The organism is Rhodococcus sp. 14-2470-1a (assembly GCF_002259425.1).
GTDB lineage: Bacteria > Actinomycetota > Actinomycetes > Mycobacteriales > Mycobacteriaceae > Rhodococcoides > Rhodococcoides fascians_E.
Map to the genome: position 1 here is coordinate 240,409 of NZ_NPFZ01000029.1, position 21,741 is coordinate 262,149.

Annotated in this window: 21 protein-coding genes; 18 read left to right on the forward strand and 3 right to left on the reverse strand. The window is 65.5% G+C overall.

Annotated features, from left to right (window positions below):
• The first annotated feature begins 5 nt into the window (after nucleotides 1-5).
• Nucleotides 6-1,379: an MFS transporter gene (locus CH292_RS18740; RefSeq protein ID WP_094626431.1), complete on the forward strand. Its 1,374-nt coding sequence runs from the start codon at nucleotides 6-8 to the stop codon at nucleotides 1,377-1,379.
• A complete protein-coding gene (locus CH292_RS18745) occupies nucleotides 1,379-2,341 on the forward strand; it encodes a D-2-hydroxyacid dehydrogenase (protein ID WP_094626432.1) in 963 nt (320 codons plus the stop codon). Before CH292_RS18740 ends, CH292_RS18745 begins: the two co-directional genes overlap by 1 nt.
• 54 nt (nucleotides 2,342-2,395) lie before the next feature.
• On the opposite strand, the gene CH292_RS18750 is transcribed toward CH292_RS18745, so the two are convergent.
• Nucleotides 2,396-3,493, reverse strand: coding sequence for an NADH:flavin oxidoreductase/NADH oxidase (locus CH292_RS18750; protein WP_026347726.1), 1,098 nt, complete (start codon nucleotides 3,491-3,493; stop codon nucleotides 2,396-2,398).
• A gap of 154 nt (nucleotides 3,494-3,647) precedes the next feature.
• Between CH292_RS18750 and CH292_RS18755 the strand changes: the two genes are divergently transcribed.
• The 11 genes from CH292_RS18755 (at nucleotide 3,648) to holA (ending at nucleotide 14,254) form a co-directional block, all read left to right on the forward strand.
• Nucleotides 3,648-4,916, forward strand: coding sequence for a glutamate-5-semialdehyde dehydrogenase (locus CH292_RS18755; RefSeq protein ID WP_019664701.1), 1,269 nt, complete (start codon nucleotides 3,648-3,650; stop codon nucleotides 4,914-4,916).
• Between the two features lie 50 nt (nucleotides 4,917-4,966).
• Nucleotides 4,967-5,854, forward strand: a complete 888-nt coding sequence (locus CH292_RS18760; RefSeq protein WP_094655550.1) for a MoxR family ATPase — start codon at nucleotides 4,967-4,969, stop codon at nucleotides 5,852-5,854.
• A 1-nt stretch (nucleotide 5,855) separates the two neighbouring features.
• Nucleotides 5,856-7,271 (forward strand): VWA domain-containing protein, encoded by a 1,416-nt coding sequence (locus tag CH292_RS18765; protein WP_019664699.1) that lies wholly within the window; start codon nucleotides 5,856-5,858, stop codon nucleotides 7,269-7,271.
• A gap of 24 nt (nucleotides 7,272-7,295) precedes the next feature.
• On the forward strand, nucleotides 7,296-8,024 hold the full coding sequence (nadD, locus tag CH292_RS18770) for a nicotinate-nucleotide adenylyltransferase (protein ID WP_254924953.1): 729 nt from the start codon (nucleotides 7,296-7,298) through the stop codon (nucleotides 8,022-8,024).
• Complete coding sequence (gene rsfS / locus CH292_RS18775; RefSeq protein ID WP_019664697.1) at nucleotides 8,025-8,435, forward strand: ribosome silencing factor; 411 nt, start codon at nucleotides 8,025-8,027, stop codon at nucleotides 8,433-8,435.
• A 3-nt stretch (nucleotides 8,436-8,438) separates the two neighbouring features.
• Nucleotides 8,439-9,104 (forward strand): histidine phosphatase family protein, encoded by a 666-nt coding sequence (locus CH292_RS18780; RefSeq protein ID WP_033190450.1) that lies wholly within the window; start codon nucleotides 8,439-8,441, stop codon nucleotides 9,102-9,104.
• Complete coding sequence (octT, locus tag CH292_RS18785) at nucleotides 9,091-9,834, forward strand: diglucosylglycerate octanoyltransferase (protein ID WP_094655430.1); 744 nt, start codon at nucleotides 9,091-9,093, stop codon at nucleotides 9,832-9,834. The genes CH292_RS18780 and octT overlap by 14 nt, the downstream gene beginning before the upstream one ends.
• On the forward strand, nucleotides 9,831-10,673 hold the full coding sequence (locus CH292_RS18790; RefSeq protein ID WP_094626433.1) for a DegV family protein: 843 nt from the start codon (nucleotides 9,831-9,833) through the stop codon (nucleotides 10,671-10,673). The genes octT and CH292_RS18790 overlap by 4 nt, the downstream gene beginning before the upstream one ends.
• Before the next feature lie 120 nt (nucleotides 10,674-10,793).
• Entirely contained in the window at nucleotides 10,794-11,678 is an 885-nt protein-coding gene (locus tag CH292_RS18795) for a ComEA family DNA-binding protein (RefSeq protein ID WP_094655431.1), read from the forward strand.
• The gene (locus CH292_RS18800) at nucleotides 11,675-13,213 is read left to right on the forward strand and encodes a ComEC/Rec2 family competence protein (RefSeq protein ID WP_094655432.1); all 1,539 of its coding nucleotides are present in this window, start codon (nucleotides 11,675-11,677) and stop codon (nucleotides 13,211-13,213) included. Before CH292_RS18795 ends, CH292_RS18800 begins: the two co-directional genes overlap by 4 nt.
• 66 nt (nucleotides 13,214-13,279) lie before the next feature.
• Nucleotides 13,280-14,254 (forward strand): DNA polymerase III subunit delta, encoded by a 975-nt coding sequence (gene holA / locus CH292_RS18805; RefSeq protein WP_094655433.1) that lies wholly within the window; start codon nucleotides 13,280-13,282, stop codon nucleotides 14,252-14,254.
• A gap of 62 nt (nucleotides 14,255-14,316) precedes the next feature.
• On the opposite strand, the gene rpsT is transcribed toward holA, so the two are convergent.
• Nucleotides 14,317-14,577, reverse strand: a complete 261-nt coding sequence (gene rpsT, locus CH292_RS18810; protein ID WP_019664690.1) for a 30S ribosomal protein S20 — start codon at nucleotides 14,575-14,577, stop codon at nucleotides 14,317-14,319.
• Nucleotides 14,578-14,943: 366 nt separating this feature from the next.
• On the opposite strand from rpsT, the gene CH292_RS18815 reads away from it, so the two are divergent.
• From CH292_RS18815 to CH292_RS18830, 4 genes are read left to right on the forward strand one after another with little or no spacing between them, the layout of a single operon-like run.
• Nucleotides 14,944-16,485 carry a circularly permuted type 2 ATP-grasp protein gene (locus CH292_RS18815; protein WP_230595677.1) on the forward strand — a complete coding sequence of 514 codons (1,542 nt, stop codon included), beginning with the start codon at nucleotides 14,944-14,946 and terminating at the stop codon, nucleotides 16,483-16,485.
• Complete coding sequence (locus CH292_RS18820; RefSeq protein WP_019664688.1) at nucleotides 16,486-17,460, forward strand: alpha-E domain-containing protein; 975 nt, start codon at nucleotides 16,486-16,488, stop codon at nucleotides 17,458-17,460. It abuts the gene before it with no gap.
• An 8-nt stretch (nucleotides 17,461-17,468) separates the two neighbouring features.
• Nucleotides 17,469-18,299, forward strand: coding sequence for a transglutaminase family protein (locus tag CH292_RS18825; protein WP_019664687.1), 831 nt, complete (start codon nucleotides 17,469-17,471; stop codon nucleotides 18,297-18,299).
• Between the two features lie 46 nt (nucleotides 18,300-18,345).
• Entirely contained in the window at nucleotides 18,346-19,116 is a 771-nt protein-coding gene (locus CH292_RS18830) for an aquaporin (RefSeq protein ID WP_019664686.1), read from the forward strand.
• 9 nt (nucleotides 19,117-19,125) lie between these two features.
• Here CH292_RS18830 and CH292_RS18835 read toward each other — a convergent pair whose 3' ends face one another.
• Complete coding sequence (locus CH292_RS18835; RefSeq protein WP_019664685.1) at nucleotides 19,126-19,689, reverse strand: type II toxin-antitoxin system PemK/MazF family toxin; 564 nt, start codon at nucleotides 19,687-19,689, stop codon at nucleotides 19,126-19,128.
• A gap of 152 nt (nucleotides 19,690-19,841) precedes the next feature.
• Between CH292_RS18835 and lepA the strand changes: the two genes are divergently transcribed.
• Nucleotides 19,842-21,740: a translation elongation factor 4 gene (lepA, locus tag CH292_RS18840; RefSeq protein WP_051127752.1), complete on the forward strand. Its 1,899-nt coding sequence runs from the start codon at nucleotides 19,842-19,844 to the stop codon at nucleotides 21,738-21,740.
• Nucleotide 21,741 lies beyond the last annotated feature (1 nt).

Genomic DNA, 21,741 nt, shown 5'->3' on the forward strand with positions numbered 1-21,741 from the left:
CCGAATTGAATCCGGAGGAGACCAAAATCCTGCACCGTGCCATCGGCGGTTCGGCACTCGGTAACGCAGTCGAATGGTTCGACTACGCAGTGTACGGCTACCTCGCGGTGTACATCGCGGCAAACTTCTTCCCATCGGAGGACGGGGGAGCGAGCCTGCTGTCCACTTTCGCAGTGCTCGCGGCATCGTTCATCATCCGGCCTATCGGTGGCATCGTGCTCGGCCCACTGGGAGACCGCATCGGCAGGCAGAAGGTCCTGGTCCTGACGGTGACGATGATGTCGATCGCCACAGCGGCCATCGGCATTCTCCCCACATTCGACACGATCGGAATCCTCGCCCCGATCCTGCTGCTCGTCTGCCGACTGGTCCAGGGCTTCTCCACCGGTGGCGAGTACGGCGGCGCGGCCGTGTTCATGGCCGAGTACGCACCGGACCGTCGCCGAGGATTCTTCGGTTCGTTCCTCGAATTCGGCACTCTGGCAGGCACTGTCGCCGGTGCTACTCTCTGCACCCTGCTCAACCTCGGTCTCGGCGACGACACCATGGAGGCATGGGGCTGGCGCATTCCGTTCCTGCTGACCTTGCCGCTCGGCATCGTCGCGCTGTGGCTGCGGACGCGGCTCGAGGACTCTCCGGTGTTCTCCGAAGCGAAGGCAGACGGCGAAACGGTCTCCGAGGGTGCATCGGGCGGCGGTGCCATCGCGTCGCTGAAGACGACGATGACGTACTGGCAGCGCATTCTCATCCTGATGGGATTCGTGCTGCTGCTCAACATCGCGTACTACACGGTGCTGACGTTCCTGCCGTCCTATCTCAGCGACACTCTGGGCCACAGCACAACTCAGTCCAACTTCACTCTCGTGATCATCATGTTGATCATGATGGCCATCATCAACCCGATCGGATCTCTGTCCGATCGAATCGGCCGGAAACCGCTGTTGCTGGCCGCATGCGTCGGGTATTTCGTGTTCAGCGTTCCGCTGTTCCTGCTCATCATCAACACCGGCCTCGTCGGTCAGTCCATCGGACTGCTCGGACTCGGCATCCTGCTGGTGATCATGTGCTCGTGCGTCTCCTCGACCCTGCCGGCACTGTTCCCGACGCAGGTGCGTTACGGCGCGTTCGCCATCGGCTACAACGTCTCGACGTCGCTGTTCGGTGGTACTGCACCCCTGATCCTGACGTTCCTGATCGACAGGACCGGATCGAACTTGATCCCCGGCTGGTACATGATGCTCGCCGCGGCCATTGCGTTCGTGCCGATCATGCTGATGCCGGAAACAGCAGGACGTTCGCTGCGGGGCAGTCAGTGCCCGGGTGACAACGACGACGAGGTCGTGGCGTCCGGTGTGGAACTCGTGGGGTATAAGAAGTAGTGGTGGACAAGCCTGTTGTCGTCGTTCTCCATGCCGACGATCTGCCTGTCGGCATGGAGACGGTGTCCGCGGCGGCGGAAGTCCGATACGCCACCGCCGACACTCTCGCGGATGCCGTCCCCGGGGCGGACGTGCTGCTGCTGTGGGACTTCTTCTCGTCCGCGGTCGAGCAGGTGTGGAGCAGGTGCGACTCGCTGAAATGGATTCACATCGCAGCCGCCGGAGTCGACTCGCTCATGTTCGACGATCTGGCCGATTCCGACGTCGTGGTGACGAACTCACGCGGAATCTTCGACCGACCGATCGCCGAGTACGTTCTCGGGCAGGTGCTCGCCTTCGCGAAGGATGCAGCTGGTTCCGCTGCGCTCCAGCAGCGAAAGGAGTGGAGGCACAGGGAAACCGAACGCATCGACGACGCTCATGCCATGGTCGTCGGCACCGGCGCCATCGGTCGCGAGATCGGCCGTGTGCTGAGAGCCGTTGGAATGAAGGTGTCCGGTGTGGGTCGTACGGCCAGATCGAGTGACGCGGACTTCGGTGTGGTGCACGCCAGTTCGGACCTGGGCCAGGTCGTGTCCGACGTGGATTACCTCGTGCTCGTTGCTCCGCTGACCGACTCGACGCGAGGTCTGGTCAGCGCCGACGTGTTGGCTGCCACGAAACCCGGTGTGCGAGTGATCAACGTAGGTAGGGGAGAACTGCTCGACACCGAAGCGCTGCTGGTGCAACTCCGGGCAGGGCACATAGCAGGGGCTGCGTTGGACGTGTTCGAGATCGAACCGCTGCCGGCCGACAGCCCGATCTGGACCACCGAGAACCTCGTGGTCACACCGCACATGAGCGGTGACGCGCACGGGTGGCGAGAAAGACTGTCCGAGTTGTTCGTCGCCAACTTCGACAACTACTCCCGGTCCGCGGACCTCGTCAACGTGGTCGACAAGAAATTGGGCTTCGTAGGCTGAATCACCACTTCTCGTCTTCTCTACCCGTCACTGTTGGAAGTTGTGCGGTGCCGGTCAGCTTCGCGCGTACTGATTCGGGACCGGTGGGCTCATCTCCGCACCCAACTCGCGGGCGGCACGGCGAGGCCAGTACGGATCACGCAGAAGCTCACGGCCCAACAGAACCGCTGTTGCTTCACCGGTGGACACGATGTCCTCGGCCTGCTTCGGCTCGGTGATGAGCCCCACCGCAGCAGCCGGGATGGTCGTCTCGTTCTGGACCCGCTTCGCGAAAGGCACCTGATACCCCGGACCGACGGGAATGTGAGCGCGTACGTTTCCGCCGCTCGATACGTCGATCAAATCGACGCCGTGATCCTGCAGCAGCTGAACGAGCGCGACGGTCTGATCCGCAGTCCAGCTCGGAGCCTCCAGCCCTTCGTCGTCGCCGAGCCAGTCGGTAGCGGACACACGAACGAACACGGGCAGATCCGCCGGCCACACCGCGCGTACCGCGTCGACGACCTCGAGGAGCAGGCGCGTACGTCCGGCGAAGTCGCCGCCGTACTCGTCGGTGCGCTTGTTGCTGGCGGCAGACAGGAATTGGTGGATGAGGTATCCGTGCGCTGCGTGGATTTCGACGACCTCGAATCCGGCGCGAAGGCTCCGCTCGGCAGCGGCGGCGAAGTCCGCGACGATGCCGGCGATGTCCTCGGTGGTTGCTTCCACCGGCGTCGAGTAGTCGCCGAAGGCGAGTGCACTCGGCCCGACTGTCGTCCAGCCGAGCGGTTCGTCGGCTGGGATCGACTCGCCACCGGCCCACGGCTCGGTCGTCGACGCCTTGCGCCCGGCGTGCGCGAGCTGGATGCCGGCTACCGATCCGAAGGAGTGGATCTGCGACACGATGTCCGCGAATGCGTCGGCCTGGCGGTCGTTCCAGATCCCGAGGTCGGCCGGGCTGATACGGCCTTCCGGGCTCACGGCGGAGGCTTCGGTGAGGACGAGCCCGACGCCGCCGATGGCACGACTGACCAGGTGCGTGCGGTGCCAATCGTGAGGGACTCCGACGTCGCCACCCTCCTTTGCCGCGGAGTACTGACACATCGGCGCCATCCACACACGGTTCGGGAACGTGACGCCCCGCAGGGTCAGGGGCTCGAACAAGGCGCTCAAAGGTTTCTCCTTCGTCGTTCACGAGACGGGCTGCCGGTCGAAGTGCAGACCCTCGAAGCGTGGCAACCGACGCGACGGCGTCGTCATTCCCGACTCCGTTGCGCCGACTCACCGACTGCAGGAACGTCCGTGCAGGACGGTTAGTGTGTAGTGCATGACTGCAGCACCCACCCACGAACAGGTGGACGAGCGTGAACTCGTTCATGCCGCGGCCAAGCGAGCGAGGATCGCCTCCCGCACCCTGGCCCTCCTCACCACCGCCGAGAAGGATGCTGCGCTCCATGCAGCGGCGGACGCAGTGCTCGCCGCAGCTCCACAGGTCATCGAAGCCAACACTGCGGACGTCGAGGCCGCACGTGCCGCCGGCACCGACGAGGGTCTGCTCGATCGCCTGAGGTTGACCGACGCTCGCATCGACGGAATCGCCGCCGGTCTGCGCCAGGTCGCCGGCCTACCGGACCCGGTCGGGGAGGTCGTTCGGGGCTCGACGCTGCCGAACGGTCTGGAGATTCGTCAACAGCGCGTTCCGCTGGGCGTCGTCGGAATGGTCTACGAAGCGCGGCCGAACGTGACGGTCGACGCCTTCGGTCTTGCCTTCAAGTCCGGTAACGCCGCGCTGCTGAGGGGATCCTCCTCCGCGGCACGATCCAACGCCGCTCTCGTCGACGCTATCGGGGGCTCGCTCGCAGCCGGCGGACTACCCGTCGACGCGGTGCAGCTTCTGCGTAGCTCCGATCGCTCCACGGTCACCCACCTGATCCAGGCCCGCGGCCTCGTCGACGTCGTCATTCCGCGCGGCGGAGCCGGACTGATCTCGGCAGTCGTTCGTGATGCGACGGTGCCGACGATCGAGACCGGTGTCGGCAACTGCCACATCTACGTGCACTCGGCCGCGGACCTCGATACCGCGGAGAAGATCGCCCTGAACTCCAAGACTCGACGCGTCAGCGTGTGCAATGCGGCGGAAACCATTCTGGTCGACCAATCGATTGCGGACGTCGCGGTTCCGCGTCTGCTGCAGGCATTCCAGGCGCACAGTGTCGTCGTGCACGGTGACCTGCCCGGATTGGTGCCCGCGACGGAGAAGGACTGGTCCGAGGAGTACCTGTCTCTCGACGTCGCGTTGAAGGTCGTCGACGGAATCGACGCCGCGATCTCGCACATCGACACCTACGGCACCGGACACACGGAGGCCATCGTCACCGCAGACCTCGGTGCCGCACGCGAGTTCACGACGCGAGTCGACGCCGCTGCCGTCATGGTGAATGCGTCGACTGCCTTCACCGATGGAGAGCAGTTCGGCTTCGGCGCCGAAATCGGCATCTCCACCCAGAAGTTGCACGCCCGAGGCCCGATGGGTCTTCCGGAGCTCACGTCGACCAAGTGGATCGTCTGGGGCGAGGGGCACACCCGACCGGTCTGATCGTGCCCGGAGTGACCGAGGTCCCGAAGCAGAACCCGAGAGGATTGACCGTGGATCGAGCATTACCGACGACACCACCTTTGTTCGCGAGCGTCGGCGACGTCGTGACCAAGCTCGCCGAGACGGGATACCTCGCGAACAAGGCGACGGCGACGTCGGTGTTTCTCGCGGACCGGCTCGGTAAGCCGCTTCTCATCGAGGGACCGGCGGGCGTGGGCAAGACAGAGCTCGCGCGGGCCGTCGCGCAGACAGCGGGCGCAGAACTGGTGCGTCTGCAGTGCTACGAAGGCGTCGACGAGGCCCGTGCGCTGTACGAGTGGAACCACGCCAAGCAGATCCTCCGCATCCAATCCAGCACCACCGGGTCCGCCGGCTGGGACGAGACCAAGCTGGATGTGTTCTCCGAGGAATTCCTGCTGGCCCGCCCACTTCTCCAGGCCATCCGCCGCGAGGATCCGACGGTGCTGTTGATCGACGAAACGGACAAGGCCGACGTCGAGATCGAGGGCCTGCTTCTCGAGGTGCTCAGTGACTTCGCCGTCACCATCCCCGAACTCGGCACCATCACGGCGGTGCGGCGACCGTTCACGGTCCTCACCTCCAACGCCACCCGTGAGCTGTCCGAGGCCCTGAAGCGGCGCTGCCTGTTCCTGCATCTCGATTTTCCGGATGCCGATCTCGAACGCAAGATCCTCGCGAGCCGTGTACCCGAGCTCCCCGAGGCCATCGCCGAGCAGCTGGTGCGCGTCGTGCGCGTCATGCGGGCGATGCAACTCAAGAAGTTGCCGTCGGTAGCGGAGACGATCGACTGGGGACGTACCCTGCTCGCGCTCGGCATGGACACACTCGACGACGACGCGGTCCGTGCCACGCTCGGGGTCGTGCTCAAGCACCGGTCCGATCAGGACAAGGCCGCGGCCGAGCTCCGGTTGAACTGACATGCTTGCACCGCACGGGCTTCCCGGCCACCTCGTCGACTTCGTCGAGGCGCTGCGGAAACGCGGCATATCCGTCGGGCCGTCGGAGACCGTGGACGCGGGGCACGTGCTCGCGGTTCTGGATCTGCTCGATCGCGAAGCGCTCCGTGAAGGGCTGGCCTGCGCGCTGTTGCGGCGGCCCACGCACCGCGACACCTACGACGCGTTGTTCGACCTGTGGTTCCCTGCTGCTACCGGGCAACGCGACTCCGGCCGGATAGACACCGCCCTTCCGCGCACACCCGACGGAGACGTCGATTTCATCGCACTCCGCGAACTCATCACCGACCTGCTCGTCGACGGCAGCGAGGAGGCGATCGGCCTGACCGAGATGCTCGCTGCGCAGATGGTCGAGGAGCTCGGCCAGTACAAATCGGCGAACGGACCGTCGTTCTCGGCGTACCAGGCTCTCCGGGACGTCGCTCCGGACACATTGCTCAGCCGGATACTCGAAGGATTGCTCGGCAACGCCGAGACAGGGTCGAACCGGTCCGCGGGATCGTACGAGGACGAGGTCGCGAAGCGGACGGCCGCTCAGCGCATCGCCGACCTGAAGAAAATGGTGGACAAGGAGACTCGCCGCCGCGCCGCCGAGCGCCTCGGCAAGGAACGCGTCGCGAGCTACGGCGTTCCCAAGCTCGCCGAGGAAGTCGACTTCCTCCGAGCGTCGGACACCGAGATGGTCGCCCTGAAGCGGAGCGTCGCGCCACTTGCGCGGCTGCTGGCGAGCCGCCTCGCCGCGAGACGGCAGCGCAGCACGCGCGGCTCGATCGATCTCCGTCGGACGCTCAGAAAATCGATGTCCACCGGAGGCGTACCCATCGATCTCGTGCAGCGCAAGCCCAGGCGAGCGCGTCCCGAGCTCGTCGTGCTGTGCGACGTCTCCGGTTCCGTTGCAGGCTTCAGCCACTTCACGTTGTTGCTCGTCCACGCGCTGCGGGAGCAGTTCTCGCGGGTACGCGTGTTCGCGTTCATCGACTCGACGGACGAGGTGACTCGATTCTTCGACACCGGAAGCGACCTGGGAGCTGCCATGTCCCGGATCATGCGGGAATCCGAGCTGATCACCTACGACGGCCACTCCGACTACGGCAACGCGTTCGAGACGTTCGACGACAAGTACGCGCACACCGTCACCTCTCGAACCTCGGTGCTCGTCCTGGGCGACGGCCGCACGAACTATCGGGATCCGAAGCTCGACGCACTGGCACGAACGGTTGCGGTGGCCAAACACGCGTACTGGCTCAATCCGGAACCGAAGGGTCAGTGGGGGACCGGCGACTCCGCGGCGAAGGTGTACAGCGACGTGATCGGAATGTACGAGTGCCGATCGGCACAGCAGCTGAGCGACATCGTCTCGCGACTCCTTCCCGTCTGAGCACGGCAAGTAAGCTCGTCAATCGTGCACCGACAACCCGACGTAGTTCGCAGGCTGGGAGTGATGGGCGGAACGTTCGATCCCATCCACCACGGCCACCTCGTGGCAGCGAGCGAGGTCGCCAACAGCTTCGGCCTCGACGAGGTCATCTTCGTCCCGACGGGTACACCGTGGCAGAAGGAAGGCAAAGCCGTCAGCCCGGCCGAGGATCGCTATCTCATGACGGTCATCGCGACGGCGTCGAATCCACGGTTCTCGGTCAGTCGCGTCGACGTGGACCGCGAGAAACTCACCTACACGGTGGACACACTTCGTGACCTGCGCGAGCAGCATCCCAGCGCCGAGTTGTACTTCATCACCGGCGCCGACGCCCTGGAAAGCATCCTCACCTGGCAGAACTGGGAGGAACTGTTCGAGCTCGCCAAATTCGTCGGAGTATCGAGGCCGGGCTTCGAACTGGGTGTCGAGCACCTGGCGGATCATCTCCAAGACCTGCCGAAGGACGCCCTGACGCTGATCGAGATCCCGGCCCTCGCGATCAGCTCCACCGAATGCCGACTACGCGCCAGCGAGAATCGCCCGGTCTGGTACCTGGTTCCGGACGGCGTGGTCCAGTACATCTCCAAGCGCAACCTCTACCGACCACGAGGCGAACAGCGCCTCGACGGCTCCGTCACCATGTCGGAGCCTGCCCCCCAGAAGACACAAGCCGGTTCGACACACTCGAGTTCCACACAACGGGAGACAAGTTAAGTGACTGCTACAGACCAGGCCACCTCGATCGCACGTATTGCGGCACTCGCGGCCGACGACAAGCTGGCGAGCGACGTCGTGGTTCTCGACGTCTCGGAGCAGTTGGTCATCACCGACTGCTTCGTCATCGCCTCGGCGCCCAACGAGCGCCAGGTCAACGCGATCGTCGAGAACATCGAGGACAAGCTCCGCGAAGAAGGCTTCAAGCCCGTCCGCAAAGAAGGAACCAGGGAAGGCCGTTGGGCCCTGCTGGACTACGTCGACGTCGTCGTGCACGTGCAGCACAACGACGAGCGGAACTTCTACGCCCTCGAGCGACTGTGGAAGGACTGCCCCAGCATCGAGGTCCCCGGGCTCGGCGAGCGTCCCGAGACGTCCGAGACAGCAGGCGACGACGGTTCGGATTCCTGAGCAGTGACCGAACCGACGAAACGGCAGCTGATCCTGCTGCGCCACGGTCAGACCGAGTACAACGCAGGCGACCGGATGCAGGGACAGCTGGACACCGACCTCACCGAACTCGGACGATCCCAGGCCAAGACCGCGGCCGCAGAACTCGCGACCCGTTCACCGCTCCGCATCGTGTCCTCCGACCTGCGACGCGCCTACGACACCGCGGTTGCGCTCGGTGACGCGTCGGACGTAGTCGTCGACACCGATCAGCGACTCCGGGAGACGCACCTCGGCGAATGGCAGGGTCTGACCCACCTCGATGTCGACGCCGTCGCGCCCGGGGCTCGGGCCGCATGGCGCGCCGACGCGACGATGTCACCTCCAGGAGGCGAAAGCCGCATCGACGTCGCGCGCCGCAGCTTGCCCGTCGTGCAGGAACTCGTCGCAGATCTACCGGAGTGGGGAGCCGACGGGGCGAACGCACCCGTCGTCCTCGTCGCTCACGGCGGTCAGATCGCCGCCCTGACCGCGGCGCTGCTGGACCTGCCGGTGGACCGGTGGCCGGTCCTCGGCGGACTGTCCAACACGAGTTGGGTGCAGTTGAGCAGCCACGGAGAGGGCGAGAATCTCGGCTGGCGCCTCGACGTGTGGAATGCGTCGGCACGGGTGGCCAGTGACGTCCTCTGACGCTCCCGCCCCCGTTCTGTTGGTGCTGGCGGACTCGCTGAGTTACTACGGGCCCGAAGGCGGACTGCCCGTCGACAATCCTCGAATCTGGCCGAATATCGTTGCCGCCGAGCTGGGTTGGACGGTAGAGCTGGTCGCTCGGATCGGCTGGACGAGCCGGGACGCGTGGTGGGCGCTGACCCAGGATCCACGGGTGTGGGCCGCGATCCCCAAGGCCGGCGCCGTCGTGTTCGGTGTCGGTGGAATGGACTCGCTGCCGTCGCCCATGCCGACGGCGTTCCGTGAGCAGATTCGATACATTCGCCCGCCCGCGCTTCGCAGGATCGTTCGAACCGGATACCAGTGGGCGCAGCCGCGACTCGCGCACCTCGGGTGGCCGGTCGCTCTGCCGCCCAAACTCAGCGTCGACTATCTGGAACAGTCGCGTGCCGCGCTGGCCTACGTCCGCCCGGATCTACCGGTCGTCGGGACGCTTCCTTCCGTGCACCGCTCCGAGGCCTACGGCCGGGTTCACTCCGGGCGTCCGGCGGCGGAAAAGGCTCTGCGGCAGTGGAGTTCGAGCACCGGTGTCCCGCTCGTGGATCTTGCCGCCGCCGTACGAGCGAACATCGACTCCGGACAGGCGAACCCGGACGGAATTCACTGGGGCTGGGACGCCCACGTACAGGTCGCCGCCGCCATGCTTTCGGTGCTGAGAACGGTCACACCCGATCGGAGCGCACCGGCGTGACGGTCGTCGTGGTGACCGACTCGTCGGCCTGCATCGGCCCCGAACGCGGTGGTTCGGCAATCGCGGTGGCACCGCTTCATGTGTTCGTCGACGGCGTCGACCTGCGGGAGGGCGTCGACACAATCCCCGAGGACTTCGCCGCGCAGGGCCCGGTGACGACAGCCGGAGCGTCGCCGTCCGAGCTGACCGACCTCTACGCGGACGCCCTCGATCGCAGTGGCGGTGACGGGGTTGTGGCCGTGCACATCTCGCGCGGACTGTCGAGCACGTGGGAGGCTGCGCGTCAGGCTGCAGCGGCCGTCGGCGATCGAGTTCGCGTGGTCGATTCGGCCTCCGCAGGCATGGGGCTCGGCTATGCGGTGCTCGCCGCAGCGCGCTCGGCCGCGAACGGTGACGGTCTCGACGATGTGTACGACACCGCGGCGTCGATGTCGGCGAGAACGAGCAGCTTCATCGTCGTCGATCGTCTCGACCATCTTCGTCGCGGCGGCAGAATCGGTGCTGCCGCAGCACTGCTCGGTACCGCACTCGCGATGAAACCGGTGCTGCACCTCACCGACGGAAAACTGGTACTGGGCGAGAAGGCACGCACCTCGACGAAAGCGCTGGGCAAGCTCGTCGACGCTGCTTCGAGGGTGGCCGAGGGCGCCGCCGGCTCGGGGGACGACGAACTCGCCATGACGGTGCACCACATGCTCTGCCCGGACCGTGCCGACACGGTGGTGTCCATGCTGCGCGAGCGCATCGCGCACCCGATCGACATCGATGTGGTGCCCTTCGGTGCTGTTCTCGGAGCGCACGTCGGGCCCGGCGCGGTCGGGGTAGTCGTCGCGCAGTAGCCGTCGTCGGACCGCCTCGGGGTGTGGGCCTGTCCACAGGCGCTGGGTTGTCCACAGGGCAATTCACGACCTGGGTTTCGCGGCTCGATGGGGTCGCCGGCCTCGCTACCGTCACCTCCCATGTCATCGCCGCGGGCACGGCCCATCTCTCGGGAGGCCGTTCGAGCCGATCGCAACGCCGGCGACCCCGAGCACACCGACGACTCCGACATCGCGGTACGGGAGGGACCGGACGGGTTCGGTGTCGACGACGGTCGCGACTCCGCTCTGTCCGCGTATCTTCCGGAGCGGTGGCGTGGAGCTCGCGTGGATCCCGGGCGCGCCGGTCTCCTCGGACTGTGCGGTGTCGGTTTCATCGTGCTGCTCGTCGCCGGATACGCGATGCTGCGGGACTCGCCGGCAGTCGCACCGGTACCGGCCCTTCCCGTCGTGCAGTCGGTGACGGAATCGTCCGTCACACCACCGAGTGCGACGGAGCCATCGGTGCCCGAGCCCCCGACGCGCATCGTGGTCAGCGTCGTCGGGCTCGTCGTGTCGTCCGGGTTGGTCGACTTGCCGCCCGGTGCCCGTGTGGCGGACGCGATCGCTGCGGCCGGTGGAGTCCTGGACGGTGCGGACATGTTGGCGCTCAACCTCGCCGCCAAGGTGGCCGACGGTGAGCAGATCGTCGTCGGCGTTCTTCCTCCGGAAGGTAGACCGGTAGTCAGTGGCACCGTACGAGATTCGGCTGCGCCGCCCGGACCCGGTTCCTCGAACGACCCAGACACCGCCGCCCAGCCGGGTTCTGCGGAGAATCCAGCTGCCGGTTCCACGGCACTGGTGAACCTCAACACCGCGACCCTTGCCGAGCTCGACGCCCTCGACGGCGTGGGCCCGGTCACTGCGGCCAACATCGTCGCGTGGCGGGAGGTCAATGGAAAATTCGGCGACGTAGGGCAATTGGCGGAGGTCGACGGTATCGGCCCGGTGCGACTCGAGAAGCTCCGAACCCAGGTGACGGTATGACCGAACCGCAGATCCGAGCACACGACGTGCGCCTGGTGCCTGCGGCAGCAGCGGGATGGGGTGCGACCCTCGTCGGCGTTCTCGGTGGGTCGGTTCTCGCCGCCGTGATGGCGGTGATCTCGGGTGTCGTGGTGGCCGTTGTGCTGTGCTGCCGGGCGCGGCTCGGCGCGGCAGCGTCCGGGTTGATCGCGATGTCCGTCGTCTCGTGCTGCTACGCAGGCGCAGCGGCCGTACACGCCGCGGTGTTCGAGTCCAGTCCGGTAACCGCGGCGGTACAGGACCGCGCCTGGATCAGCGCCGCAGGGTCCGTCGTGGAGGATCCCCGACGGTCACGTTCGCCCGGACCGCCGATGGTGACGATCGCCGTGGAGCTCCGACGGATCGACCTCGCGGGCACACCGATCGAATTGGGTGGCCGGCTGACGGTGCTCGCGCCCTCGGACGGATGGGCCCATCTGGTGCCCGGCCAACAGGTGCTGGTGAGAGGTCGATTGGCGGAACCGACCAGGCGCAACCTGACACTCGCGGTCGTCCGTGTGAACGGACCACCCCTGCACGTCCAGCCGCCGGGAACCGTCGCCCGCGCGGCGTCGTCCGTCCGGACCTCGCTGTCGTCCGCCGCCGCGGACGCTCTCCCTGCCGATCGCGCAGGTGTGCTTCCCGGGCTGGTGGTCGGTGATGTCTCCACGCTGCCCGAGGACGTCGAAACCGACTTTCGCGCAGCCGGACTGACTCATCTGACTGCGGTGTCGGGTGCGAACTTCGCGATTCTTCTCGGTGCGGTTCTGTTGCTCACCCGTGCGGCGGCGCTCGGTCCCAGGACCACGGTGCTGATCTGCGCGGTGGTTCTCGTCGCGTTCGTCGTCGTCGCGAGACCGTCGCCGAGCGTGCTGCGTGCAGCCGTCATGGGCGCTGTGGGTTTGCTCGCCCTCGTGACCGGCCGACGTAGGCAAGCGGTCCCCGCGTTGTGTACGGCCGTCCTCGGATTGCTGGTGTGGCTCCCTCAACTCGCGGTCGACGTCGGATTCGCGCTGTCGGTGGCCGCAACCGCAGGACTGGTCGTGGTGGCGCCGGTGTGGGTGGATTGGCTGCGCCGCCACGGTTGGGGACGCGGCGCCGCGGAGATCGTCGCGGTCGCGTCGGCGGCACATGCGGTGACCGCACCGATCGTCGCGGGCATGTCCGGAACCCTGTCGGTCGTCGGAATCGCCGCGAACATGGCCGTCGCACCCGTCGTGGCGCCGATCACCGTCGTCGGCGTCGTCGCTGCCGCATTGGCGCCGTGGGCCTCGGGACCGGCGTCCCTGGTGTTGAGACTCACCGACGCGCCGCTGGCGTGGTTGGTCCTGGTTGCCGAACGCGCGGGATCCGTCCCTGGCGCGAGCATCGGAACTTCCAGCGGCGCAGGGGGTGTGGCGATCGTCGTGGCCGCGACGGCCGCAATCGTCTGCTCTCTGAGGATTCGATTCGTGCGGTGGGTGATCGGGGGAGTGGGGGCCGCGGCGTCGATCCTGTGGATCGTCTGGTCGGTGTGAAGACGGAACCCCCGTCGCGGCAGGTGGAGGTGAACTGCGTCGGACCCACATGGCACGATCGTCGGTGTGAATGCGAACAGCCCGGTGGAACCTCTGCATCTCGTTCTCGGTGACGAGGAACTGCTCATGGACCGGGCAGTGGCGTCGATCGTCTCGTCGGTCAAGAAGTCCGCCCCCGAGGGGGACGATGTTCCCGTCACCAAGCTGCGGGCAGGTGACGCAAGTGGACCGGAACTTGCCGAACTTCTCAGCCCGTCGCTGTTCGCCGAGGACCGCGTGGTCGTGCTCGAAGCAGCCGCCGAGGCAGGCAAGGATGCCGTCACGCTGGTCCTGGATGCGGCGGCCGATCCGCCCGAAGGCGCCGTCCTGGTGATCATGCACTCCGGCGGCGGCAGGGCCAAGGCGATGGTCGGGTCGCTGCAGAAGTCCGGTGCCGTCGTCCACGAATGCGCAAAGCTGACCAAGGCCTCGGAGAGGTCGGATTTCGTGAAGCGCGAGTTCGGCACGGCCCAGGTACGGGTGAACCAGGATGTCGTGGACGCGGTCGTGGAGGCCGTCGGTTCCGACCTTCGTGAACTCGCGGCCGCGTGCTCGCAGCTCATCGCGGACACCGCGGGCAAGGTCGACGTCGACGCGGTCCGCCGCTACTACTCGGGCAAGGCCGAGGTATCCGGGTTCGAGGTCGCAGAGAAAGCCGTCGGCGGAGACGTTCCCGGCGCCCTCGAGGCGTTGAGGTGGGCCATGCATCGCGGCGTGCCCCATGTTCTGTTGGCCGACGCGCTGGCCGATGCCGTTCGAACCATTGCACTCGTCGGGTCGGCAGGTCGAGGTGACCCGTTCAAGATGGCAGGGGAACTGGGGATGCCGCCGTGGAAGATCAAGAAGGCGCAAGCACAAGCACGCGGCTGGACCGGTGCGTCCATCGGGCATGCACTCCAGGTGGTGTCGAAGCTCAACGCCGACGTGAAAGGCCAGGCCGCCGACGCGGATTACGCAGTGGAGAGCGCAGTGTCGGAGGTAGCCACACTCAGTGCGCGGTAAGAGTCACGCGAACGCGAAAAACCCGCTCGGTGAAGACCGAGCGGGTTCTTTCGACGAGAAAATCAGAGCTTGTTGACTGCCAGAGCCAGAGCCGACTTCTTGTTGGCTGCCTGGTTCTTGTGGATGACACCCTTGCTGGCTGCCTTGTCCAGCTGGCGACCTGCGCTGACGAGGATGGCGGAAGCCTTGTCCTTGTCGCCCTCGGCCTCAGCGGCGCGGAAGGAGCGAATGATCGTCCGCAGCGAGGACTTCACCGACTGGTTGCGCAGACGGTTGCGCTCGTTGGTGAGAATCCGCTTCTTCTGGGACTTGATGTTGGCCACGCGTAAAATCCTTCTGTCTTCGTCGGTATTCCGGTCAGGGCGGTCCATGCTGGAATGCCCGAAGTCTGCTGCCGAGCTGTGAAGCCCAGCGCCGAAGATCGAGAATACCAGCACCGACGGCAGAACCCAATTCGGCCTCCGTGTTGACAGCCTAAGTGTTGTGCGTTTCCAGAAATTAACGCGTCCGGCGCGCTTATCTCCTGCCTCTGTAGCAACATTGCCGAGATGAGCCCGCGATCTGCAGCCACTGCCCAAGACAAGGCCAAGCCAAGCAAATCCAAGTCGGCAGCTCGCGAGAAACCGGAAGTGGACGGCGTCTTCGGTGGCTACTCCGACGTAGGAAAATACGGTTTGGCCTTCGACGAGATGTTCGACCCGGACGGCAAGACCCGAACTCCCTACAAGGGCATTCACACCGCACTCGAACCGTCGAGCTCAGCGGACCTCGACGCGCGCTCCGATGCACTCGGTCGCGCGTTCGTCGACCAGGGCATCACGTTCTCCCTCTCGGGACAGGAACGCCCCTTCCCCCTCGATCAGGTTCCGCGCGTCATCGCCGCAGGCGAGTGGTCGCGCCTCGAACGTGGCATCAAGCAGCGCGTCCGGGCGCTGGAGATGTTCCTGGCCGACATCTACGGAGACCAGGAGATCCTGCGCGACGGCGTCGTACCGAAGCGTCTGGTCACCTCCTGTGAGCACTTCCACCGTGAGGCAGTGGGCATCGTCCCGCCCAACGGCGTACGCATTCACGTCGCCGGTATCGACTTGATTCGCGACGCCCAGGGCACCTTCCGCGTACTGGAGGACAACCTGAGGTCGCCCTCCGGTGTGTCCTACGTCATGGAGAATCGCCGCACCATGGCGCGGGTGTTCCCCGATCTCTTCGCCACGCACCGCGTGCGCGCCGTCGGTGACTACGCCTCGCATCTGCTCCGAGCGCTACGCGCCTCCGCAGCGCTCAACGAAGCCGACCCGACAGTGGTCGTCCTCACGCCGGGTGTCGCGAACTCCGCGTACTTCGAGCACTCGCTGCTCGCCCGTCTCATGGGTGTCGAACTGGTCGAGGGCCGCGACTTGTTCTGCCGCGACAACGTCGTCTACATGCGTACGACGGAGGGTGAGCGCCAGGTCGACGTCATCTACCGCCGCATCGACGACGACTACCTGGATCCGATGCAGTTCCGTCCGGACTCGGTCCTGGGCGTCGCCGGACTGGTCAACGCCGCCCGCGCAGGCAACGTCGTCATCTCGAGTGCCGTCGGCAACGGCGTCGGCGACGACAAGCTGGTGTACACGTACGTCCCGACCATCATCGACTACTACCTGGGCGAGAAGCCGCTTCTCGCGAACGTCGACACGTTCCGGTGCTGGCTCGACGACGAGTGCGAGGAAGTGCTGGACCGGGTGGACGAACTGGTCATCAAACCGGTCGAGGGATCAGGCGGGTACGGAATCGTCTTCGGTCCCGACGCGTCGCCCAAGGAACTGTCGACCATCAGCAAGAAGATCCGAGCGGATCCTCGCGGCTGGATCGCGCAACCCGTCGTCCAGTTGTCCACGGTCCCGACGAAGATCGGCGGAAGGTTGGTTCCTCGCCACGTCGATCTGCGGCCGTTCGCGGTCAACGACGGAGACGACGTCTGGGTGCTGCCGGGAGGACTCACGCGGGTCGCTCTCCCCGAAGGCTCGCTCGTGGTCAACTCCAGCCAGGGCGGCGGCAGCAAGGACACCTGGGTTCTGGCAACTCGAACATCGCAGGAAGAGCAGGAACTCGCCGGCGAGGAGATCGTCAGCGAACCGCCCGAGGCTCCTCGGGCCGAACAGGGCCCGGAGTTGACGATGGACCAGCAACAGCAACAGCAACAACAACAGCAGCAACAACAGCTTTCGAACGGTGGTGGACGCTAGATGCTCGCGCGTAACGCAGAGTCGCTCTACTGGATCGGGCGGTACGTCGAGCGGGCGGACGACACGGCCCGAATCCTGGACGTCACGGTCCATCAGCTTCTCGAGGACGCGACGGTCGACCCCGATCACATCTCGCGTGTTCTACTGCGCGTCCTGGGGTTTCAGCACGAACCCGACGTGTCGCTCGACGTATGGTCGTTGACCGAGGTGGTCGCGTTCAGCCGCGAAGGGCGCGGCTCGATCGTCGACTCCCTGTCGGGTGCTCGCGAAAACGCCCGCGGCGCAAGGGAAGTGACGTCCACCGAGATGTGGGAGTGCCTCAACACCACCTACAACGGACTGGGTGATCGCATCCGGGCGTCGAAGCGCACCGGACCACACGAGTTCTTCAGTTACATCGAGGAGCGAGCGGCGATGTTCGCCGGGCTCGCCGATTCCACGCTGAGCCACGACGACGGATATCGCTTCCTCATCCTCGGTCGGTCGGTGGAGCGCGTCGACATGGTGGTGCGCCTGCTGCTCTCGCGTGCCGGTGATCGGCCGTCGTCGCCGGCGTGGGTGACCGTGCTCCGTGCGGCCGGCGCGCACGACACGTACCTCCGCACGTACCGCGGCGCGCTCGACGCGCAGCGAGTCCTCGAATTCATGTTGTTGGACCGGCTTTTCCCGCGTTCGGTGTTCTATGCGCTGAGCGAAGCGGAACGCTCGTTGGATCAGCTCGACCATCAGCCGAACAGCCGCGTCGGTGCGCGCGCCGAAGCGCAGCGTCTACTGGGCCGCGCGCGTAGTGAGCTCGAATTCCTCCGTCCCGGAGCGCTGTTGGACGATCTGCAGGACAGGTTGCTGGCGTTGCAGGAGACGTGCCGAGAGTTGGGCGAGGCCATTTCGAAGCAGTACTTCCACGCGGCGCCCTGGGTCGCGTGGACGGATGCGGGGTCGGGAACGTACGAGGATCAATTGGAAGGTGAACTGTGAGCTGGCGTATGCGCGTTGTCCACACCACGGGCTATCAATACGACGCTCCGGTGACGTCGTCCTACAACGAGGCGCGCCTGACACCGCGAAGTGACAACCGCCAGAACGTCATTCTGAATCGGGTCGAGACCAATCCGGTGACCAGAAGTTACCGGTACACCGACTACTGGGGTACGGCGGTGACCGCCTTCGATCTGCACGCACCGCACACGGAACTGGAAGTGACGGGGTCGTCCGTCGTCGAAACCGATCCGTTCCTGGCGCCGGAGGAGAACGCGTCGTGGGAGGAACTCGCGAGCGAGCCCGTGATCGACCGCTTCAACGAAGTGCTCGACAACACCGTCTACGTTCCCAAGAATCGGCAGCTCGCGGCGATCGCGAAAAAGCTCTCCAAGGGGCTGCCGCCTCAGGAGTCGGTCGTGGAGATCGCGAACTGGGTGAACCAGGAGATGTCCTACGTTCCGGGAACCACGGGCGTACACACCTCGGCGGTCGAGGCCTGGTCCGAGAAGAAAGGCGTCTGCCAGGATTACGCGCACCTGACGCTGCTCCTGTTGCGTAGCCTCGGGATTCCCAGCCGCTACGTCTCCGGCTACCTGCACCCCAAGAAGGATGCCGTCATCGGTGCGTCGGTGGAAGGGCAGTCTCACGCCTGGATCGAAGCGTGGACCGGTGCCTGGTGGGGATACGACCCCACCAATGCCATCGCCGTCAACGAGCAACACGTCTCGGTCGGTCTCGGTCGTGACTACGCGGACGTGCCACCACTGAAGGGCATCTTCTCGGGCGGCGGATCCACTGCCCTCGATGTTGTGGTGGAGATCACAAGGCTGGCGTAACGTACTGCTCGGCAGGGTGGGAAGTCCTATCGAGCAGGGGTGGGCAATGTCGACCGCACAGGAGTACGTCGAACCGGAAGTCATCTCGGACACGAAGAAATGCGTGGCCGAGGCGATAGGCACGTTCGTCCTCGTGTTCACCGCCGTCGGGACGGCGGTGTTCGCCGGCGACAAGGTCGGTAATCTCGGTGTGGCGTTGGCCTTCGGCCTGACGCTGCTCTTCCTGGTCTACGCGATCGGGCCGATATCGGGATGCCACGTCAACCCGGCGGTGACCGTCGGACAGGCGTTGCTGGGCAAGCTGACTGCGAAGGCCGCGGCGCTCTACATCGTTGCGCAGATCGTGGGCGCCCTGATCGCGGGTGCCGTGCTGTTCGCTGTCGCGAACAGCCTGCCCTCCTACGACCGTGCGGTGAACGGTCTCGGCGCCAACGGGTGGGGCCCGCACAGCCCGTCGGCGATCGAGGGACCCCTCGGAGGCATCCTCGAGAACGGATACGGCATCGGCGCGGCCATCCTCGTCGAAGTGCTTCTGACGGCGCTGCTGGTGTTCGTCGTTCTCGCGTCGACCGATCAGATCTCCGATGTTCCGCTCGCCGGAGTGTCGATCGGGTTCACTCTCGTCGTGATCCACCTCGTGTCGATCCCGATCGACAACACATCGGTGAACCCGGCTCGCAGCCTGGCCGTCGCACCCTGGCAACCGGGCGCACTCGGTCAGCTCTGGGTGTTCATCGTGTTCCCTCTGATCGGCGGCGCGCTCGGCGCGCTGATGTACCGCGGAGTGTTCGGACGGTACGACAGGCTCGACTCCTGACCGTGCCGGTCAGGACCAGCTGTAATCCTTACGCAGACGGGCGGCGACGGCGTCGAACTTTCCCTTGGCCAGGATGGCGCCCTCACGCCGGATGCCGCTCTCCGGCACGTCGAGAACACGGTCGAGCCTGATCCAACTCGGCCGACCTTCCGCATCCCACGACCCCGACCCGATCGACACCCAATCCGGGTCACCGTCGCGCTTGTCCTGGCTGGACAGCATCAACCCGAGAAGGGTCTGTCCGTCACGGCCGACGACGAGCACCGGGCGGTCCTTGCCCTGACTCGCATCCTCCTCGTACGTGACCCACGTCCACACGATCTCACCGGGATCGGCCTTGCCGTCGAGATCGGGGGAGTACTCGACCCGACGCGCTCGATGGGCCGTCGGAACGGTCTTCGACGCCACCGGGCGACCCGGCGTGGGGCCGGGTGCCGGCGACGAGTTCCCGGCAATCGCGTCCTTGCCCTTCTGCAGGGCGCCGGAATTCTGCAATTGGCGAAACAGTCTCGGGCCCTCCCGTAGCGCAATTTTCCCGAGTTGCTTGCCCAATTTGCTCCAGTTGCCCGCCATGAGCGTCGAGTTTAGCGACCCGGCCCGCGGAACCCGTCGAGCCAGGACATGGGCGGGCGGGAGTGGAGCCTGCGGAACGACCTTGGTGGGGCGGGTGGGAGTGGAGCCTGCGCAATGACCTTGGTGGGGCAGGCGGGAGTGGAGCCTGTGGAATGGGCCTGTGGGACGATAGTCGGGTTCTCTCTTGCAAACGCCAGCAAAGGATACGAGTGCCCAGCTTCGCCGACACGACGTTCACTGACCCCGCACGGATCAGGAACTTCTGCATCATTGCCCACATCGACCACGGCAAGTCGACGCTGGCTGACCGGATGCTGCAGCTCACGGGCGTCGTCGACGATCGGTCGATGCGTGCTCAGTACCTCGACCGCATGGACATCGAGCGTGAACGTGGCATCACGATCAAGGCGCAGAACGTGCGCCTGCCGTGGGTCGTCGATGGTGAAGAGTTCGTTCTCCACCTGATCGACACACCTGGTCACGTCGACTTCACGTACGAGGTGTCTCGTGCTCTCGAGGCGTGTGAGGGTGCTGTTCTGCTCGTCGACGCAGCGCAGGGTATCGAGGCTCAGACGCTCGCGAACCTGTACCTGGCGCTCGACAAAGAGCTGACGATCATTCCTGTGCTCAACAAGATCGACCTGCCTGCTGCCGATCCGGATCGCTATGCCGCGGAGATCGCTCACATCATCGGCTGCGAGCCGGACGACGTCCTGCGCGTGTCGGGCAAGACGGGTGTCGGTGTCGAGGAGTTGCTGAACGAGGTCGTCAAGCAGGTGCCCGCTCCTGTCGGTGACGCCGACGGCCCGGCCCGCGCGATGATTTTCGACTCCGTCTACGACACGTACCGCGGCGTCGTGACCTATGTTCGTGTCGTCGATGGTGCGTTGAATCCTCGTGAGAAGGTCACGATGATGTCGACGGGGTCGACACACGAGCTTCTCGAGGTCGGCATCGTGTCGCCGGATCCGAAGGCGACCAAGGGCCTGGGCGTCGGCGAGGTGGGGTACCTCATCACGGGCGTCAAGGATGTGCGTCAGTCGAAGGTCGGTGACACCGTCACCACGGCACGCAAGGGCGCGACGGAACCTCTGACCGGATACCGCGAGCCGCGGCCGATGGTGTACTCCGGGCTCTATCCCCTCGACGGGTCCGACTATCCGGACCTGCGCGATGCACTCGAAAAGCTGCAGCTGAACGACGCAGCACTGACCTACGAGCCCGAGACGTCCGTGGCGCTCGGCTTCGGTTTCCGTTGCGGCTTCCTCGGTCTGCTGCACATGGAGATCACCCGCGAGCGTCTCGAGCGGGAGTTCAACCTGGACCTGATCTCCACCTCACCCAACGTGGTGTACCGAGTGGAGATGGAGGACGGCGCCGAGCACATCGTGACCAACCCGTCGTACTGGCCGGAAGGCAAGACACGCGACGTGTTCGAGCCGATGGTCAAGTGCACCATCATCTCCCCGAGCGAGTTCATCGGATCCATCATGGAACTGTGCCAGGGGAGGCGTGGCGAGCTCGGCGGCATGGACTACCTGTCCGAAACGCGTGTCGAGCTCCGCTACACCATCCCCATGGCCGAGATCATCTTCGACTTCTTCGACATCCTGAAGTCGCGCACCCGCGGCTACGCCAGCCTCGACTACGAGGAGGTCGGCGAGCAGAGTGCGGCGCTCGTCAAGGTCGACATCCTGCTGCAGGGCGAGGCCGTCGACGCGTTCTCGGCGATCGTGCACAAGGACGCCGCAGCCGCGTACGGCAACAAGATGACGACCAAACTCAAGGAACTGATTCCTCGTCAGCAGTTCGAGGTGCCCATCCAGGCTGCGATCGGATCCAGAATCATTGCCCGCGAGAACATTCGAGCGATCCGTAAGGACGTTCTCGCCAAGTGCTACGGCGGTGACATCAGCCGTAAGCGCAAACTGCTCGAGAAGCAGAAGGAAGGCAAGAAGCGCATGAAGACGATCGGTCGCGTGGACGTGCCGCAGGAAGCATTCGTCGCTGCACTGTCCTCGGAGTCGTCGGCGGACAAGCCCAAGAAATAGT

Excerpts from the sequence above, each read along its gene's own strand:
- CH292_RS18755 (WP_019664701.1), top strand. The coding sequence starts at position 3,648 with ATGACTGCAGCACCCACCCACGAACAGGTGGACGAGCGTGAACTCGTT.
- CH292_RS18765 (WP_019664699.1), top strand. The coding sequence starts at position 5,856 with ATGCTTGCACCGCACGGGCTTCCCGGCCACCTCGTCGACTTCGTCGAG.
- CH292_RS18795 (WP_094655431.1), top strand. The coding sequence starts at position 10,794 with ATGTCATCGCCGCGGGCACGGCCCATCTCTCGGGAGGCCGTTCGAGCC.
- CH292_RS18800 (WP_094655432.1), top strand. The coding sequence starts at position 11,675 with ATGACCGAACCGCAGATCCGAGCACACGACGTGCGCCTGGTGCCTGCG.
- CH292_RS18815 (WP_230595677.1), top strand. The coding sequence starts at position 14,944 with ATGTTCGACCCGGACGGCAAGACCCGAACTCCCTACAAGGGCATTCAC.
- CH292_RS18820 (WP_019664688.1), top strand. The coding sequence starts at position 16,486 with ATGCTCGCGCGTAACGCAGAGTCGCTCTACTGGATCGGGCGGTACGTC.
- CH292_RS18825 (WP_019664687.1), top strand. The coding sequence starts at position 17,469 with ATGCGCGTTGTCCACACCACGGGCTATCAATACGACGCTCCGGTGACG.
- CH292_RS18830 (WP_019664686.1), top strand. The coding sequence starts at position 18,346 with ATGTCGACCGCACAGGAGTACGTCGAACCGGAAGTCATCTCGGACACG.
- CH292_RS18835 (WP_019664685.1), bottom strand. The coding sequence starts at position 19,689 with ATGGCGGGCAACTGGAGCAAATTGGGCAAGCAACTCGGGAAAATTGCG.
- lepA (WP_051127752.1), top strand. The coding sequence starts at position 19,842 with ATGGGCCTGTGGGACGATAGTCGGGTTCTCTCTTGCAAACGCCAGCAA.